Below are 16,196 nucleotides of genomic sequence, written 5' to 3'. Positions count from 1 at the left end.
GATACGCGTCAGCGATCGATCCTGGCCGCCTGTTGCGGCGAATAGCGCTCGCCCTGCACGGCGATCGCCGAAACCGCGTTATCGATGTCGGCAAGATCGTCCGCCGTCAGCGTAACGTCGCACGATCCGATGTTCTCCTCGAGGCGATTGAGCTTCGTCGTGCCGGGGATCGGAACGATCCATGGCTTTTGCGCCAGCAGCCAGGCGAGCGCGACCTGTGCCGGGGTCACCTTCTTCTTCGCCGCGATCGCGACGATCGCGTCGACCAGCGCCTGGTTGGCCTTGCGGGCCTCCTCCGCGAAGCGCGGAACGGTGTTGCGGAAGTCGCTGCTGTCGAACGTCGTGTTGGCGTTGATGGCGCCGGTGAGGAAACCCTTGCCCAGCGGGCTGAAGGGCACGAAGCCGATGCCCAGTTCCTCGAGCACGGGCAGGATCGCCTCCTCGGGCTCACGCCACCACAGCGAGTACTCGCTTTGCAGGGCCGCGACCGGCTGCACCGCATGGGCGCGCCGGATGGTGCGCACGCCCGCCTCGGAGAGGCCGAAATGCTTGACCTTGCCTTGGCTGATCAGGTCCTTGACCGTGCCCGCTACATCCTCGATCGGCACGACCGGATCGACGCGGTGCTGGTAGAGGAGATCGATGCGATCTGTCCTCAGCCGCTTGAGCGAGGCCTCGACGACGTCGCGAATATGCCGCGGCCGGCTGTCCATGCCTTGATGTCCGGCCGTGCCGGCGATGTCGATGCCGAATTTGGTGGCGATCACCACCTGGTCGCGGATCGGCTGCAGCGCCTCGCCGACGACCTCCTCATTCGTGAAAGGTCCGTAGACCTCCGCGGTGTCGAAGAAGGTGATGCCACGCTCGAACGCGGAACGGATCAGGCGGACGGCATCCGGCGTCGCCATCGGTGCCCCGTAGGATTGGCTGATGCCCATGCAGCCGAGCCCGATGGCCGAGACTTCCAGGCCGCTTGTTCCAAGTGTGCGCTTTTGCATTGTCTTGCTCCTTTGTTCAGGCCTGGTACTGCGCGTCGCTGACGTGCTCCATCCAGTCGACGGCCTTGCCGTCGAGCGCCTCCTGGATGGCGATATGGGTCATGGCGGTGGTGGGCGCCGCGCCGTGCCAGTGCTTTTCACCCGGCTCGAAGCGAACCACGTCGCCGGGCCGGATCTCCTCGATCGGCCCGCCTTCGCGCTGCACGCGGCCGCAGCCGGCGGTGACGATCAGCAACTGCCCGAGCGGATGGGTGTGCCACGCGGTGCGCGCGCCGGGCTCGAAGGTAACGGCGTTGCCGGCCGCGCGGGCCGGCGCGATGGCCGCGAACAGCGGATCGATGCGCACCGTGCCGGTGAACCAATCGCCCGGGCCCTTGCCGGAGGCTTGCGAGCCGCTTCGCTTGATATCCATGGTTTTTCCCTTTTCGACACCGGACAGGACGCTGCCGGCGGCCTTCAAGGTCGCCGATCTCGGGCAGCAGATTGTGATGGCGCTTATTTAGCGGCTGCGATTGGCCTGGATTAGGTGCTATATCCGGCATGTACTTATGAGGCAGGCTCATCAATGCCGCGAGACAATCTCAACGAGCTCACCGCCTTCCTTGCGGTTGCGCGCGAAAAAAGCTTCACCAGGGCGGCGGCACAGCTTGGCGTATCGCAATCGGCGCTCAGCCACACGGTGCGCGCGCTGGAGGAGCGGCTGGGCGTGCGGTTGCTCACCCGCACCACGCGCAGCGTGTCGCCCACCGAGGCCGGCGAGCGCCTGGTGCGCTCCGTCGGCCCGAGGCTTGACGAGATCGAGGCCGAACTTGCTGCCTTGAGCGCCCTGCGCGAGAAGCCGGCCGGCACCATCCGCATCACCGCCGGCGAGCACGCGGCCGACGCAGTGCTGTGGCCGGCGATATCAAGGCTTTTGCCCGACTATCCCGACATAAGGATCGAGATCATCGTCGACTACGGCCTGACCGACATCGTCGCCGAGCGCTATGATGCCGGCGTGCGCCTTGGCGAACAGGTGGCGCACGACATGATCGCGGTTCGCATCGGCCCCGACATGCGCATGGCCGTGGTTGGCTCGCCGGCCTATTTCGCCCGGCGGCCCAAGCCGCGCACGCCGCAGGACCTGACCACCCACAATTGCATCAATTTGCGCCTGCCGACCTATGGCGGGCTCTATGCCTGGGAATTCGAAAAGGCCGGGCGCGAGCTGAAAGTCCGCGTCGAGGGCCAGTTGATCTTCAACACGGCGGGGCTGCGCATGAATGCCGTGCTGGCGGGCCTCGGCCTTGCCTATCTGCCGGAGGACCAGGTGAAGGCGCAATTGGCCGACGGCCGGCTGGTGCGGGCGCTGGCCGACTGGTGCCCGCCCTTCCCCGGCTACCACCTTTATTACCCCAGCCGCCGCCAGGCGACGCCGGCCTTCTCGCTGCTGGTCGATGCGCTGCGGTACAGGGAATAGTCCCGCTCCATCTGGACTGTCCCCACGGTCGTTCTATCTTCCTGCCGGATCTGACGAACCCGGAGCCGATGCCGTGACCCAAACCGACCTCTACCGAGGCTATATCGACTGCCTCAACAATCAGGATTGGCAAAGGCTGCATCGCTTCGTCCATGACGAGGTGCACTATAATGGCGACCGGGTCGGCCTGTCGGGCTACCGCGAAATGCTGGAGCGGGATTTCCGCGAAATTCCGGATCTCTATTTCGATGTGCAACTGCTGATCGCCGAGCCGCCCTTCATCGCCAGCCGCATCCAGTTCCACTGCACGCCGAAGGGGACCTTTTTCGGCTTGCCCATCAACGGCAAAAAGGTCTCCTTCAGCGAGAATGTGTTTTATGAGTTTCTCGACGACCGGATCAGGAACGTCTGGTCGGTCATCGACAAGGCGGCGATCGAAGCGCAGATTTGATTTCGGGTGCGATGAATGTCTCCTCCTTGCAGCTGGTGGTAAACTTGCCTACCTTGTGTCGCAGGAGAAGACACAGATGGCCAATGTCGAGAAAGTGAGCGTTGCCCTCACCCCTGAAATGGCAAGCATGATGCGGGAGGTCGTTGCGGCGGGCGAATACGCCTCGGCGAGCGAAGTCATGCGTGAGGCGCTGCGCGAATGGAAATTTCGCCGGATGCAGCGTGATCAGGCTGTCGACGAATTGGGCCGACTTTGGGATGAAGGCATGGCAAGCGGTAACGCCGTCGACGGTGGCGAAGCCTTCGCTCGGATCAAAAGCAAGCTCGATGCCAGGATCGCCGAGCGCACGTCGCGATGACACTGCGCCTACGGCCGGAAGCCGAAGCGGATATCGAAGCCATCGCGCTCTATATCGCCGAGGATAGTCCCTCGGCGGCACTGCGCTGGTATGACGAAATCCATGCCCATTGCCAGCGCATCGCCGACATGCCGGGAATGGGTGTTGCCCGGCCGGACGTGCGAGCGGGCTTGCGCACATTCCCTGCGGGAAACTACCTGATTCTCTATCGCCAGATCGACGACGGTGCCGAGATCGTGCGCGTAGTTCATGGCGCGCGTCGGTGGCAGGAATTGTTGTAGCCGGACTGGTCCTTCACTACGACCGTTCGTAAAAATCGATCATTCTAACCACAACAATTCGTTGGAAAGATCGATTATGAAATGGCATTCCCCCGGCATACCCGTCTGGAGAATTGCATTGTCGTCCTTCACCCACATCACGAACGATATTCCGAAAAGCCTGATACCGGCCGAGCTGACCGCCGGCCGCAAGCGCCTCGATTCGATGTGGAACGGCGTCATCCCCGGCATCGTGCTGGTGGCGATGATCACGGCGGTTGCCTTCTCGGCGCACAATGTCTCCGGCTTTGCCCTGTTCAGCCCTATGATCCTGGCCGTCGTCGCCGGCATGGTCTATTCCAACGTGCTCGGCACGCCTGCCCACGCCAGGGCCGGCATCGCCTTCTCGCAAAAGCGCCTGCTGCGCTTCGCCATCGTGCTGCTCGGCTTCCAGCTGACGCTCGGCCAGGTCGTCTCGATCGGCGCCGGCGGCGTCGGCATCGTGGCGGCCACGCTTGGCGCCACCTTCCTCTTCACCGTCACGCTCGGCCGGCTGATCGGCGTCGACCGGAAGCTGGCGCAACTGATCGCCGCCGGCACCTCGATCTGCGGCGCCTCGGCCATCGTCGCCACCAACATCGTCACCGATGCGCGCGACGAGGACGTGACCTACGCCGTCGCCTCGATCACGCTGTTCGGCACCGTCGCCATGCTCGGCTTCCCGCTTTTGGCGCCGCTGCTCGGCCTCGACCAGCACGCTTTCGGCCTGTGGGCCGGCGCGTCCATCCACGAGGTGGCGCAGGTCATCGGCGCCGGCTTCCAGAACGGCACCCAGTCCGGCGAGATCGCCACCGTGGCCAAGCTGACGCGCGTTGCCATGCTGGCGCCGATGGTCATCGCGCTCGGCCTGATGGCGCGCCGCAAGACGAGCAGCGACCAGTCAGGCGATCAATCCGGGGCGCGCCCGCCCATGCCATGGTTCGTCGCCGCCTTCGTCGCCGTCGTGGCGCTGAACAGCCTGGTCACCGTGCCCGCCGAAATGAAGTCGTCGGTGGCGCTCGCCACCACCATCATGCTGACCATGGGGCTCGCCGCCATGGGCCTGCAGGCCGACATCTCGCAACTGCGCTCGCGCGGCCTGCGTCCGCTGGCGCTGGCCTTCTGCGCCTTCCTGTTCATCGGCGGATTCAGCCTGATGCTGGTGAAGTTCGCCTAATTCCTATCGGATAGTCCGATGCCGGCCAGGATGAGGTCGATGCCGGCCAGGAATTGCTGGCGGTCGTCATGCTCGGCAAACTGGGTCGCCATCCGCTGCAGGAACGGAAACCCGGCAGGATCGCGTTGCGTCCATCGGACGACGATCGTCGCCAGGAACGCCGTGCGGTCCGTGTCCGGCGGCAGAAGCTGGGCATTCTTCGCATTCGCCGCGTTCTGCCCCGCGTAGCCCAGTATGTAGTGCACCAGAGCGGAAGCGACATCGAGCTGCGCCTGTTCGGCTACGCCGAGCGCATCGACCTGGCTGCCGATGCTTTCAAAGATCTCCCCCACGCAGGCTTGCCAGGGCACGCGTGAAAGCTGCGCGCCCGACCAGGGGTGCGCTTCAATCACGTCGAACAAGCCCAGAGCAATGGTCCGGATCGCCTGCCGCGGCTCCTCACCGCTGGCCACACCGGTCATGGCTCCAGTGATGACATCGTCGGTCGCCGCCGCGAGCAGCTCGTTCTTGTCGGCGACGTGCCAGTAGATCGCGCCTGCCCCGGTTGCCAGGCGTGCCGAGAGCGCCCGGAAGGTCAGGGCCTCCTCGCCGCCATCATCGAGGATGCCGATCGCGGCCGCGATGATCCGCTCTTTGGAAAGCGCGTCCGTGCGCCGTTCGGTCCGTTGAGTCGTTTTTGCCATGGGCATCATCTTGACATTTATGGAACGGCGTTCCAAATAAAATGAATGGAACAGTGTTCCAACTCATTTTCAAGAGAAAGATGACAATGTCACCGGTCACCATCATCGGTGCGGGCCTGGGGGGCCTCACCCTCGCCCGCGTCCTCTACGTCCATGGCATAGCAGCGACGATCTATGAGGCGGAGCCCTCGGCAGAGGCGCGCACGCAAGGCGGGCAACTCGATATCCACGCAGACAGCGGACAGCTCGCGCTCGCCGAGGCCGGCCTCACCGACGCATTCCGCGCCATCATCCATGAAGGCGGCCAGGCGTCGCGCGTGCTCGACCAGCACGGCACGGTGCTGTTCGAAGAACCCGATGACGGCACCGGCGGACGCCCCGAAGTGTTGCGCGGCGATCTCAGGCGCATTCTCATCGACTCCTTGCCGGCGCAGACCATCCAGTGGGGAAAGAAGCTCACAAGCGTCGCGGTCCTTGGCGCCGGCCGGCACCAGCTGACATTCGCGGACCGGTCTGATGTGACCACAGACATCCTCGTCGGTGCAGACGGCGCCTGGTCGAAGGTCCGGCCACTGCTGTCGGATGCCATGCCCGCCTATATCGGCACGTCGTTTGTCGAGACCTATCTCTACGATGCCGACGAGCAGCATCCAGCGGCGGCCGGGGCCATGGGTGGCGGCGCGCTTTTCGCGCTGGCCCCTGGCCAAGGCATCTTCGGGCATCGCGAGGCGGGAGCCGTACTTCACACCTATGTGGCGCTCAGCCGGCCCGCCGAATGGTTCGCCGGCATCGACTTCGCTGACGCGGCCACGGCAAAAGCGCGGATCGCGGCCGAGTTCGACGGCTGGGCGCCGGCGCTGACCGCGCTCATCACCGATGGCGAAACCCCGCCGGTGCTGCGCACGATCAACACACTCCCCACCGGCCATCGCTGGGACCGCGTGCCAGGGGTAACGCTGCTCGGCGATGCGGCACATCTGGCGCCACCGGCCGGCGAAGGCGCGAACCTGGCGATGTTCGACGGCGCCGAACTCGGCAAGGCGATCGCTGCGCATCCCGGAGACATCGAGGCGGCCCTCACCGCCTACGAACAGGCGATGTTCCCGCGCAGCAAAACGGCCGCCGTGGACGCGCACCAGATCCTGGAGTTGCTGATCGGCGACAGCGCACCGTCCGGCCTGGTCGGCTTCTTCACCGCTGCCTTCGAGGGGAAACACGGATGACGCCCGGCGCCGGCGTCGTGCGAGTTTGGGAATCAAGACACATCGGCTAGGGTCCGCTTGTCAGCACGCGAGCCTCAACCGATCCATGCCGTTTGTTCCCCTGCCCTTCGTCGTCGCGCTGCTGCTGCTAATCCTACTTTGGGTGGTCGCCAGACGCGAGGATGAGGCGGCGCCCAACTTGCCTTTTCTGGCCCTGATCCTGCTCGCCGCGCTGCAATCGGTGCTCACCGGACTGCGCTGGGGTTATGGCATCAGCGAAGTGGGCTATATCGCGCCCGTCTCCGCCGCGATCATGCCGGCGCTGCTTTATGCCGGCGTCGCGAAGCTTGCCCGCACCAGCGACCGCCAATGGCCGGCGCGGCTGGCACTCCACGCAGCGCCGGCCGCCATCGTCGCCGTGCTGGTGATCGTCTGGCGCGACGCGGTCGACGCGGCGCTGATCGCAATCGATTGCATCTACGCCGCCGCCATTCTCTGGCTGCTGCGCTCCGGCGCCGACGGGCTGCGCCTTGCCCCCTTCGACGGCGCGGTCCCCGCCTACCGCGCCATCATCGCCTCGGCATTGACGCTGTGCCTGTCGGGCATGGTCGACATGCTGGTGTCCCTCGAGGTGGCATCCGGCCGCGGCGACCGCGCGGCGATGGTGATCGGCATCGCCAATCTTTTCATCCTGGTCATTGTCGGCGTGGCGGCGGCCGCCGCCAGCCAGAGCCATGTGCCGCCCACGGAGCAGGCCGAGGCCGCCTCCCCGATCGACGCCAGCGAAGACGCCGACACGCTTCGCAGGGTCGAGGACGTGCTGCAGGAGAAAAAACTCTACCGGGACGCCAATTTGAACCTCAACCGCCTGGCCCGGCGCGCCGGCATACCGGCACGGCAGATTTCGGCTGTTATCAACCGGGCGACGGGGAAGAACGTCTCGCAATATGTCAACGAACACCGCATCGCCGAGGCCTGCCGGCTGCTGACTGAGACCGGCCAATCGGTGACCGAAATCATGTTCGCGGCCGGCTTCCAGACCAAGTCGAACTTCAACCGCGAATTCCGCCGCGTGACGGATATGACGCCGCTCGCCTGGCGCGAACGCAACGCGCAATCGCTCGCAACCCCTGTGGGTGGCTGAAAGCTCTCGGCTTCGTTGGCCACCAGCCAGTCCTCGATCGCGATCGAGGTCGCCGACCTCGCGCAAATCGGCCGATATCGCGCCATCGACACAGGGAGCCGATGTCCTGGCCTCCAGCCATGGCACGCGCTCGACAATGGAGCGTTCAATGAAGTTCTGGATCACACTTTGCACCATCATCGTTTCGACAATGCTGGCGCAGAATGCCGCCAACGCCGGCGACGCTGTCGGCGTTCGTCACTTTCCCGCTCGCTCAGCCGAGCGCAGCACCGATCTCGACGTCACGGTCTGGTACCCGGCGCAGCCGGGCGGCGAGCCGGTCAATCTGGGCGACAGCGAGCTCTTCGTCGGCACGTCGGCCATGCGCGATGCACCGATGTCAGGTGGCAAATTTCCGCTGATCCTGCTGTCGCATGGCGCCGGGCTGGCGGGGACCCCGCAGGCGCTGAGCTGGATTGCAACGCCCTTGGCGAGGCAGGGCTTTGTCGTTGCCGCACCGACGCACCCAGGAAATGGTGGGAAAAACAGATCCGCCGCCGAGACGATGAAACTCTGGCTGCGGCCCGCCGACCTCACGGCGACGCTGGACGCGATCGGCAAGGTCTTCGGCGATCACCTCGAGCAAGGCAAAGTCGGCGTTCTCGGCCTTTCCATGGGCGGCAATACGGCACTGGCCATAGCCGGTGCCCGCGTCGACCCCAAGCTGCTGGCGGCCTATTGCGATACGGACGCGCTCAACGCCTCGCTTTGCCAGTGGATCAGGCAAAGCAGCGTTGATCTCCACGCCATGGATCTGCAGCCCGCCGGCCGCGACAACAGCGACGAACGCATCCACTTCGCCATGGCGATCGATCCGGCTCCAGTCGATGTCTTTGACGCCAAAAGCTTCGCCGGCATCAAGATTCCGGTCGCCATCGTCAATCTCGGCCGGCCGGGAAAGATCCCTGCAACCGTCGACGCCTCCGGCATCGCAAAGGCGATTGCAAATGCAGGCTATGCGACGATCGAGGATGCCAGCCACTACAGCATGTTCGGCGCGTGCAAACCCGGCGCGGCGGCGCTCATCGTGTCCGAAGAGATCGGTGATCCCCTGTGCGATGATGGGGGTGGCCGCTCGCGCGAGGCGATCCATGCGCAGCTGATTGAGATGGCCGGGGCGGCGTTCGGCAGAGCGTTGAAGACAGGACCGTAGGCCTGCCAGGTAAGCGCCCTACGGCGCCCCCCTCTGTCCTGCCGGACATCTCCCCCACTAGGGGGGAGATTGGATGTCATCTCTGCCTTCGCCAATTTTCACCGTTGCAAGAAAAGCGCCGACCAAGCAGGTAGCCGATCTCCCCCCTAGTGGGGGAGATGTCCGGCAGGACAGAGGGGGGCGCCGTAGAACTCGACGCGGACGGCCTATCGCAATGACGACCGCTCAGTCCTCGAACGAACTCGCAGCCGCATAGATCGTCGCCAGCTTCTCGATACCCGCCTGGTCGGCCTGATCGAACCTTCCGGGCAGCGGGCTGTCGAGATCGAGCACGCCGAAGACGCCTTCTTCGTCTTCCAGAAGAACGACCAGTTCCGAGCGTGAATCCGCGTCACAGGCAATGTGGCCGGGGAAATCGTGCACATCCTTGATCAGCATGGAGGTGCCGAGTTCGACCGCCGTTCCGCACACGCCCTTGCCGACCGCGATGCGCACGCAGGCCGGCTTGCCCTGGAATGGTCCCAGCACCAATTCCTCGTCCGAGGCCAGGAAATAGAAGCCGGCCCAGTTGAGGTCGGGCACCATCTGGAAGATCAGCGCCGCGGTGTTGGCGGCATTGGCGATCGAGTCATTCTCGCCTTCAAGCAGCGCCTTCAGTTGAGCGGCGAGGTCGCGGTAGAACGCGGCCTTGTCCGTGGTGTCGATGGGCTTGGCCGCAAACATGGCTTGTCTCCGAACTGAGAACGCGGTTCCGTTTCCGCAAGCTCTCTGCACCAAACGACCACCGCACGATACTAGCTTGAATTCCTGTCGCCGCGAAAGTGGCAAGAAGATGCCCTGTCTGGTATTCGGCAGCACGGCACGTCCATCGAACCGTGCTGCCTTGATCGGGAAGGCAAGTCCATCAGCCGGCGGGTTTGTAAGCGCCGGCAGCCTTTTTGGCGGCCGCGAGCACTGCCTTCATGTCGAGTTCTTCCAGTACAACCATCTCGGTCAGCGAGCCGCTCGCCCGCACCGCAAGGGACATGCCAATCCCCGCCGACTGGTCCGGCACCTCGCCATTGACAACGACGTCATAGATGCCGCGCGTGAACATCACGCTGGTCACCTTGCCGCCCACACTTTCAAAAAGCGCCTTGACCGCGGCCTGCCTGTCCGAGCCTTGCATCAATCCCTTGGCTGCATGAGGCGCATAGTTTGCCAGGATAGTCACTTTCATGGGTATTTCCTCCAAATGTCATGTCTCGTGCTGCTCCACAATTCGAGCGTCACGGAGTGATTTATTTTTCGGAACAATCGCAGGCGCCCTTGGACGCGTTGGCGGCCAAGGGCCCACTGCCGAACAAATATGCGCTTAGGCTAATATAATGACAATACCGGAAACGCCGATACTGCCGACAGGAAGGTGTCTGGCTGGATCACGCTCGGCCCGCGACGATCGAACTCGCGCCGCTGACACGCGATGTGGTGTTTGAATTGAACGGCCTGCAGCGTCGTGGCGCAGCGCTCACATCGGGCGCTTCGGTTCGCCCTTTTGTGGCGTTGCCGTGTCGGAATCGGATTTCTTGTGCTTGTCGGCGGCAATCCTGCGGATGCGGTCGAACCGGCTTTCCTCGGTGGTTTCGGTCGTGACGACCGTCTGTGGCTTCTGCGCGAACACGATCATGGATCGATCTCCTGGGCTAGAGGCCTGTGCGCCGGGAGAGAATCCCCCGGCGGTAGTCTTGCCCGGCTCAGAGAAGAGCCGACTTGGCGAGATTCAGGTCAGGTCGAAAGGCGGCTTCCCTGAATCCGCCCTTGCAGCCGGCTGAGTAGTTAGTAGCCGCCCATGCCGCCGCCGCCACCTGCCGGCGCCGCATCCTTGGCCGGAATGTCGGTGATCATGGCTTCCGCGGTGATCAGCAGGGCCGCGATCGAGCCAGCGTCCTGCAGCGCGGTGCGCACCACTTTCGCCGGGTCGACGATGCCGGCCTTGATCATGTCGACATAGGTCTCGTTCTGGGCGTCAAAGCCCTGATTGTGGTCCTTGCTGTCGGAGAGCTTGCCGACGACGATGGAGCCTTCGACGCCGGAATTCTCGGCGATCTGGCGGATCGGCGCTTCCAGCGCGCGCAGCACGATGGAGATACCGGCGGTGACATCGGCATTGGCGCCGTTGAGGCCGGCAAGTGCCGACCGGGCGCGCAGCAGGGCCACGCCGCCGCCGGGCACGATGCCTTCCTCGACCGCGGCGCGCGTCGCGTTCAGCGCGTCGTCGATGCGGTCCTTCTTTTCCTTGACTTCCGACTCGGTGACGCCGCCGACGCGGATGACGGCAACGCCGCCGGACAGCTTGGCCAGCCGCTCCTGCAGCTTCTCCTTGTCGTAGTCGGAGGTCGTCTCCTCGATCTGGCCCTTGATCTGGGCGACACGCGCCTGGATGGTCGCCTTGGTGCCGGCGCCGTCGATGATCGTGGTGGTGTCCTTCTCGATCAGCACGCGCTTGGCGCGGCCGAGCATTTCGATGGTGACGTTCTCGAGCTTGATGCCGAGATCCTCCGAGATCATCTGGCCCGATGTGAGCACGGCGATGTCTTCCAGCATGGCCTTGCGGCGATCGCCGAAGCCCGGCGCCTTGACCGCCGCGACCTTGAGGCCGCCGCGCAGCTTGTTGACGACCAGCGTGGCGAGCGCCTCGCCCTCGACGTCTTCCGAAATGATCAGCAGCGGCCTGCCGCTCTGCACCACCGCTTCGAGGATCGGCAGCATCGCCTGCAGATTGCCGAGCTTCTTCTCGTGGATGAGGATGTAGGGCTCTTCCAGTTCAGCGCGCATCTTGTCGGCATTGGTGACGAAATACGGGCTGAGATAGCCGCGGTCGAACTGCATGCCCTCGACGACGTCGAGCTCGGTTTCGGCGGTCTTGGCTTCCTCGACGGTGATGACGCCATCATTGCCGACCTTGTCCATCGCCTTGGCGATCATCTCGCCCACGGTGGCGTCGCCATTGGCGGCGATGGTGCCGACCTGCGCGATCTCGGCCGACGACTTGACCTTCTTGGCCTTGGCCTTGATTTCCCCGACGACGGCGGCAACGGCCTGGTCGATGCCGCGCTTGAGGTCCATCGGGTTCATGCCGGCGGCAACCAGCTTGGCGCCCTCGCGCAGGATCGAGGCGGCGAGCACCGTGGCGGTGGTGGTGCCGTCGCCGGCGAGGTCGTTGGTCTTCGAGGCCACTTCGCGCACCATCTGCGCGCCCATGTTCTCGAACTTGTCGGCAAGCTCGATCTCCTTGGCGACGGTGACGCCGTCCTTGGTGATGCGCGGCGCGCCATAGGCCTTGTCGATGATGACGTTGCGGCCCTTGGGGCCGAGCGTGACCTTCACCGCATTGGTGAGGATCTCGACGCCGCGCAGCATACGGTCGCGCGCGTCGGTGGCGAATTTGATTTCCTTGGCAGACATATTTTTATCCCGTTCGAATTTGGAGTGGATTCGTCGCCGCGCGGAACGCGCGGCGCTCCAGTCAGGCGGCCTTCTTGGCTTCGACGCTCTTTTCGATGACGCCCATGATGTCGGCTTCCTTCATGATCAGCAGGTCCTCGCCGTCGATCTTGACCTCGGTGCCGGACCATTTGCCGAACAGGATCAGGTCGCCGGCCTTGACGTCTAGCGGAACAAGCGCGCCGTTTTCGTCGCGCGCGCCGGGGCCGACGGCGATGACTTCGCCTTCCTGCGGCTTTTCCTTGGCATTGTCCGGAATGATGATGCCGCCTTTTGATTTGGTATCGCCTTCGGCGCGCCGGATGACGACGCGGTCGTGGAGTGGCCGAAACTTCATGAAAACTTCTTTCTGGGGCCGGCATAGGCGGCCGCTGCTCTGCTATAGGCGCTTTGGCACTCGATAGATAGGAGTGCCAAAAATTATTCGAAGGACCAATTAAATATTGAAAAGTATTATTTCGCCTATCCGTTTCGTGATATCCGAAAGCGGTCAAATAATTCAAAAAATTGAATTTTGCCGGTCGAGTGCCTATTTATCGGACAAGTTCATTTTCACGATTCCAGGTACCAAGGAGATTTATGCGATGGCCGACGGCAATCAGACGATCATGGAAAAAGCTGAAGCCCGCTTTGTCGACAAGCAGAAGAAGACGGCCGAGCGCAACAAGGCAACCGCCGAATACATGTCCGAGGCAAGGGCAAGGGAGATCAAGACGGCAAGGCTGCGGGAATTGCGGCTGGCCAAGGAAGAGGCGGACCGCGTCGCCGAGGCCCTGAACCCGACGCCGAAAAAGAAGCGGGCGACCAAGAAGGTGACGGAGGCCAAGACATGAGCCTGACCTTCCCCAATCGCAGCCGCAGCTACGACGAAGCCGGCAGGCGCATCCGTTTCGTCGGCCATGACGGCATGTTCCAGATTTCCTTTTCGGTCGCCGCCGATGCGATGACCCGGATCCAGCCGGCGACCGCCGCCAACGAGGCAGGCTACCTCGCGACATTCGACACCGAGAGCAGCGCCATCCGCAACGTTGCGTCGAAGGCTTACGACCGCACCCGCAAGAGCATGTATGTGCTGACGGCCGACGATTTCAGCTGAAGCTGTAATGGTCTGGATGGCCGCGGGACGACCAGGAGTCAGGGCTTGCGCTCCGCCCTCTCCCGGCGCTTGATGTCGCGGACATTCATCTGATCGAGCATGGCGTTGGCGTCGCGCGGGTTCATGCCGACCATTACTCTTTGCCTGACCTCGACCGGCTGGCCGGTGAAGACATCGATGATGGCCCAGCTCTGGGGCAAGTCCATGCGCAGTGCGTATCGATTTGCCATGCTGCTCAGCCCTGCATCATGAAAAACACCGTGCCCAGGACCAGTATCGTCCAGGCAATCACCGACAGCTTCAGCGCCATGCCGCCATGCGTGGCCACAGCCTCGCGCAAGCGCGACGCGATGCCCGCCGAAGCGGCCGGCGCCGCCGTGACGGCGACGGACGGCTTGGTGCCGAGTTTTCCAAAGACGGGCAGCAGCGACGGTTCACGCACGAAAATGACCTCGAATGTCGGGGGAAAATCGGAGCAAGCATGCCCGCCCCCTTGCCATAGCACTCTTTTGGCGAGCGCCCTGCATGCCAAATTCAAATAGATGGTTTTAAGCTCGCCCCTCGCCTTCATGGCCGGAACGCGCAAATCGGCCGCGACAAGGGGCCGGCGCAGGGTCTCTTCCAAATGATTTTTGGAGGCCTCGCCTCGGGATCGAACCGAGGCTTCAGAGATTTGCAGTCTCCAGCGTCGCCGCTCCGCCACGAGGCCATCGCGGTCGACCTAACCGGCAAATGCTTGCGGAAAAGTTAAGCGCCGAGCGCGTTCTGTCGGCACGTTGCAAAATGCCTCCCCGGGTCGTCATGGAACCGCTTTTCGGGAGCCGGGCCGCTCACCGGCCGAGGATGGAATCCAGCACGGGAAGGCTGACGATCGAGGCCACGGCGATGAGCCCGTAACAGGCCCAGCGATAGCCGCGCTCGCTCGTGCGGCCGAACAGATGCGAGCCGAGATAGAGGCCAAATCCATAGAACGGGCCTGTCACCAGCGCCAGGGCAAGGACCGGCAGCGTGATCAGCCCTCCGGCGAGATAGCTGGCGGCGGTCAGCGCGCTCGACAGGGCGAAATACAAGATGATGTTGGCGCGCACGATCTCGCCATTGCCGCCCCCGCCGAGCCAATAGGCCACGACCGGCGGACCGCCGACCTGGGCCGCGCCCGAGAAGAAGCCGGCGACACCGCCGACGCCGACAGTCAGCGGTGTCGCAGGCCGGCCATGATAGCGCCAGCCCGACATCAACAGGCCGAGCAGCAGCACCACCAGGGCCACGATGCCCCAGCGCAGCACCAGCGGGTCCATCCGCGCCAGCGCATAGGTGCCGAGCGGCACGCCGACCAGCGCGCCGAGCGTCATCGTGCCGACGCTCGGCCGGTCGGCCAGCAGCCAGCCGCGCGGCAGCAGGCCAAGGGCGGCGACCGCGTCGATGATCAAGAGCAGCGGCGCCGTCGATTTCGGCCCGATAATCGAGCTTGCCAGCGGCATGAAGATCAGCGCCGCGCCGAAGCCGGAAAAGCCGCGCGCCAGGCCGGCGATGAAAGCCACCGCCAGCAGGAACAGCACCGCGCCGCCTGAGTGGCCCGCGACAGACAGATCGGCCATGCTCATATCCGATCGGAGCCGTAGGCTCTGTACTTCATTGTGCGCGGGAAGTCGTAGGCGAGGATCACGTCGTCTCTCCGATGATGGACACAGCGACCTTAACGCAGCATTCTCGCAGCTTGATGCTGAAAGATTGCCTGATAGAGCTGCAAAAATGCACGAGATCGACTGGAATGACCTGCGCTACGTGCTGGCGCTGACCCGTGAAGGGTCCTTCGCCGCTGCCGGTCGCCGGCTCGGGCTGGATCCGACGACGGTGGCGCGGCGCCTGCGGGCGATAGAGCGGGCGCTCGGCGCGCGCCTGTTCGAACGCGGCGCGGAAGGCGAAATGCGGCCGACGCAGGCCGGCGAGGTCGCGGCCGGCCGGGCCGAAGCCATCGAGGCCGAGATCGGCGGGCTGACGCTGGCGGTCAAGGGCGCCGACAGCGAGATCAGCGGCACGGTGCGGGTCACCGCCGTGCCGATCCTGATCAACCGGGTGCTGATCCCAGCTGTTCCCGACCTTGTCGCCCGCCATCCGGGATTGCGGCTGGAACTGGTCGCCGACCCGCACGACGTCAGCCTGACCCGTCGCGAGGCGGACATTGCGCTGCGGCTTGCCCGGCCAGGGTCGGAGACCGGCGGCCGGATCATCGCCAGGCGCATCGGCACGCTCGCCTATGCCGCCTACGCGGCGAGCAATCGTTCGGCGCCCGATTTGCTCGGACAGAACACCGACCTGCCCTGGCTGACCTACGAGGACGGCATGGCATATCTGCCGCAGGCGCGCTGGATCGCCGGCGTCGCCCGCAAGGATGGCTATGCCCCGCTTTTCGTCAACGATGCCGAACCGCTGGTGCAGGCGATCCTCGCCGGCCTTGGCCGCTCGCTGCTGCCCTGCATTGCCGCCGATCACATCGCCGGGCTTACGCGCATGCCGCAGGACGGCCACCCATTCCCGGCGCGCGAATTGTGGCTGCTGACCCATCCCGATCTGCGCCACCTCGCCCGCATCGCAGCGGTCACCGCATGGATCGAAGCAACGATCCAGCGCCTCGATACCAGGAAGGCCTAGTG

22 protein-coding genes and 1 tRNA gene are annotated in these 16,196 nt (G+C 64.3%); 11 read left to right on the top strand and 12 right to left on the bottom strand.

Features of this window, described 5'->3' with window-relative positions; all coding sequences use genetic code 11:
• Window positions 1-8 precede the first annotated feature (8 nt).
• The gene (locus MesoLj_RS15500) at window positions 9-998 is read right to left on the bottom strand and encodes an aldo/keto reductase (protein WP_202326575.1); all 990 of its coding nucleotides are present in this window, start codon (window positions 996-998) and stop codon (window positions 9-11) included.
• Between the two features lie 16 nt (window positions 999-1,014).
• A complete protein-coding gene (locus MesoLj_RS15495) occupies window positions 1,015-1,410 on the bottom strand; it encodes a (R)-mandelonitrile lyase (RefSeq protein ID WP_202327308.1) in 396 nt (131 codons plus the stop codon).
• A gap of 153 nt (window positions 1,411-1,563) precedes the next feature.
• On the opposite strand from MesoLj_RS15495, the gene MesoLj_RS15490 reads away from it, so the two are divergent.
• The 5 genes from MesoLj_RS15490 (at window position 1,564) to MesoLj_RS15470 (ending at window position 4,742) form a co-directional block, all read left to right on the top strand.
• Complete coding sequence (locus MesoLj_RS15490; protein WP_202326574.1) at window positions 1,564-2,457, top strand: LysR family transcriptional regulator; 894 nt, start codon at window positions 1,564-1,566, stop codon at window positions 2,455-2,457.
• Between the two features lie 73 nt (window positions 2,458-2,530).
• On the top strand, window positions 2,531-2,908 hold the full coding sequence (locus MesoLj_RS15485; RefSeq protein ID WP_202326573.1) for an ester cyclase: 378 nt from the start codon (window positions 2,531-2,533) through the stop codon (window positions 2,906-2,908).
• Window positions 2,909-2,984: 76 nt separating this feature from the next.
• Window positions 2,985-3,266, top strand: a complete 282-nt coding sequence (locus tag MesoLj_RS15480; RefSeq protein WP_172349353.1) for a type II toxin-antitoxin system ParD family antitoxin — start codon at window positions 2,985-2,987, stop codon at window positions 3,264-3,266.
• Window positions 3,263-3,547 carry a type II toxin-antitoxin system RelE/ParE family toxin gene (locus tag MesoLj_RS15475; RefSeq protein WP_202326572.1) on the top strand — a complete coding sequence of 95 codons (285 nt, stop codon included), beginning with the start codon at window positions 3,263-3,265 and terminating at the stop codon, window positions 3,545-3,547. Before MesoLj_RS15480 ends, MesoLj_RS15475 begins: the two co-directional genes overlap by 4 nt.
• Window positions 3,548-3,665: 118 nt before the next feature.
• A complete protein-coding gene (locus MesoLj_RS15470) occupies window positions 3,666-4,742 on the top strand; it encodes a YeiH family protein (RefSeq protein ID WP_202327307.1) in 1,077 nt (358 codons plus the stop codon).
• Here the strand turns inward: MesoLj_RS15470 and MesoLj_RS15465 are convergent.
• Window positions 4,739-5,434: a TetR/AcrR family transcriptional regulator gene (locus MesoLj_RS15465; RefSeq protein WP_202326571.1), complete on the bottom strand. Its 696-nt coding sequence runs from the start codon at window positions 5,432-5,434 to the stop codon at window positions 4,739-4,741. The genes MesoLj_RS15470 and MesoLj_RS15465 overlap by 4 nt on opposite strands.
• Before the next feature lie 71 nt (window positions 5,435-5,505).
• Between MesoLj_RS15465 and MesoLj_RS15460 the strand changes: the two genes are divergently transcribed.
• The 3 genes from MesoLj_RS15460 (at window position 5,506) to MesoLj_RS15450 (ending at window position 8,963) form a co-directional block, all read left to right on the top strand.
• Window positions 5,506-6,648, top strand: coding sequence for an FAD-dependent oxidoreductase (locus tag MesoLj_RS15460; protein WP_202326570.1), 1,143 nt, complete (start codon window positions 5,506-5,508; stop codon window positions 6,646-6,648).
• Window positions 6,649-6,733: 85 nt separating this feature from the next.
• Entirely contained in the window at window positions 6,734-7,771 is a 1,038-nt protein-coding gene (locus MesoLj_RS15455) for a helix-turn-helix domain-containing protein (protein WP_202326569.1), read from the top strand.
• A 148-nt stretch (window positions 7,772-7,919) separates the two neighbouring features.
• Window positions 7,920-8,963, top strand: a complete 1,044-nt coding sequence (locus tag MesoLj_RS15450; protein WP_202326568.1) for an alpha/beta hydrolase family protein — start codon at window positions 7,920-7,922, stop codon at window positions 8,961-8,963.
• Between the two features lie 225 nt (window positions 8,964-9,188).
• Here MesoLj_RS15450 and MesoLj_RS15445 read toward each other — a convergent pair whose 3' ends face one another.
• The 5 genes from MesoLj_RS15445 to MesoLj_RS15425 all read right to left on the bottom strand — a co-directional run bounded on the left by MesoLj_RS15445 (window position 9,189) and on the right by MesoLj_RS15425 (window position 12,783).
• Window positions 9,189-9,686 carry a GAF domain-containing protein gene (locus MesoLj_RS15445; RefSeq protein ID WP_202326567.1) on the bottom strand — a complete coding sequence of 166 codons (498 nt, stop codon included), beginning with the start codon at window positions 9,684-9,686 and terminating at the stop codon, window positions 9,189-9,191.
• Between the two features lie 181 nt (window positions 9,687-9,867).
• Window positions 9,868-10,182, bottom strand: coding sequence for a GYD domain-containing protein (locus tag MesoLj_RS15440; RefSeq protein ID WP_056570949.1), 315 nt, complete (start codon window positions 10,180-10,182; stop codon window positions 9,868-9,870).
• A 288-nt stretch (window positions 10,183-10,470) separates the two neighbouring features.
• Window positions 10,471-10,629, bottom strand: a complete 159-nt coding sequence (locus MesoLj_RS15435) for a hypothetical protein (RefSeq protein ID WP_019859659.1) — start codon at window positions 10,627-10,629, stop codon at window positions 10,471-10,473.
• Between the two features lie 149 nt (window positions 10,630-10,778).
• Window positions 10,779-12,407: a chaperonin GroEL gene (groL, locus tag MesoLj_RS15430; protein ID WP_202326566.1), complete on the bottom strand. Its 1,629-nt coding sequence runs from the start codon at window positions 12,405-12,407 to the stop codon at window positions 10,779-10,781.
• A 61-nt stretch (window positions 12,408-12,468) separates the two neighbouring features.
• On the bottom strand, window positions 12,469-12,783 hold the full coding sequence (locus MesoLj_RS15425; protein ID WP_019859661.1) for a co-chaperone GroES: 315 nt from the start codon (window positions 12,781-12,783) through the stop codon (window positions 12,469-12,471).
• Window positions 12,784-13,030: 247 nt separating this feature from the next.
• On the opposite strand from MesoLj_RS15425, the gene MesoLj_RS15420 reads away from it, so the two are divergent.
• Together MesoLj_RS15420 and MesoLj_RS15415 are read left to right on the top strand one after the other, a co-directional pair.
• Window positions 13,031-13,279: a hypothetical protein gene (locus MesoLj_RS15420; protein ID WP_140774163.1), complete on the top strand. Its 249-nt coding sequence runs from the start codon at window positions 13,031-13,033 to the stop codon at window positions 13,277-13,279.
• A complete protein-coding gene (locus tag MesoLj_RS15415) occupies window positions 13,276-13,542 on the top strand; it encodes a DUF1488 domain-containing protein (protein WP_140774164.1) in 267 nt (88 codons plus the stop codon). Before MesoLj_RS15420 ends, MesoLj_RS15415 begins: the two co-directional genes overlap by 4 nt.
• A 38-nt stretch (window positions 13,543-13,580) precedes the next feature.
• On the opposite strand, the gene MesoLj_RS15410 is transcribed toward MesoLj_RS15415, so the two are convergent.
• From MesoLj_RS15410 to MesoLj_RS15395, 4 genes are all read right to left on the bottom strand, one after another.
• Window positions 13,581-13,772 (bottom strand): hypothetical protein, encoded by a 192-nt coding sequence (locus MesoLj_RS15410; protein WP_202326565.1) that lies wholly within the window; start codon window positions 13,770-13,772, stop codon window positions 13,581-13,583.
• 5 nt (window positions 13,773-13,777) lie between these two features.
• The gene (locus MesoLj_RS15405; protein ID WP_202326564.1) at window positions 13,778-13,984 is read right to left on the bottom strand and encodes a hypothetical protein; all 207 of its coding nucleotides are present in this window, start codon (window positions 13,982-13,984) and stop codon (window positions 13,778-13,780) included.
• Window positions 13,985-14,175: 191 nt separating this feature from the next.
• A tRNA-Cys gene (locus tag MesoLj_RS15400) sits at window positions 14,176-14,251 on the bottom strand.
• A gap of 121 nt (window positions 14,252-14,372) precedes the next feature.
• Window positions 14,373-15,140: a sulfite exporter TauE/SafE family protein gene (locus tag MesoLj_RS15395; protein ID WP_202326563.1), complete on the bottom strand. Its 768-nt coding sequence runs from the start codon at window positions 15,138-15,140 to the stop codon at window positions 14,373-14,375.
• Between the two features lie 154 nt (window positions 15,141-15,294).
• Between MesoLj_RS15395 and MesoLj_RS15390 the strand changes: the two genes are divergently transcribed.
• On the top strand, window positions 15,295-16,194 hold the full coding sequence (locus MesoLj_RS15390) for a LysR family transcriptional regulator (RefSeq protein ID WP_244735440.1): 900 nt from the start codon (window positions 15,295-15,297) through the stop codon (window positions 16,192-16,194).
• Window positions 16,195-16,196 lie beyond the last annotated feature (2 nt).

The organism is Mesorhizobium sp. 113-3-9 (assembly GCF_016756515.1).
In the GTDB taxonomy this organism is placed as follows: Bacteria; Pseudomonadota; Alphaproteobacteria; order Rhizobiales; family Rhizobiaceae; genus Mesorhizobium.
Note: the sequence above shows the minus strand (reverse complement) of the source record. Positions and strands in the feature narration are given on the sequence as shown.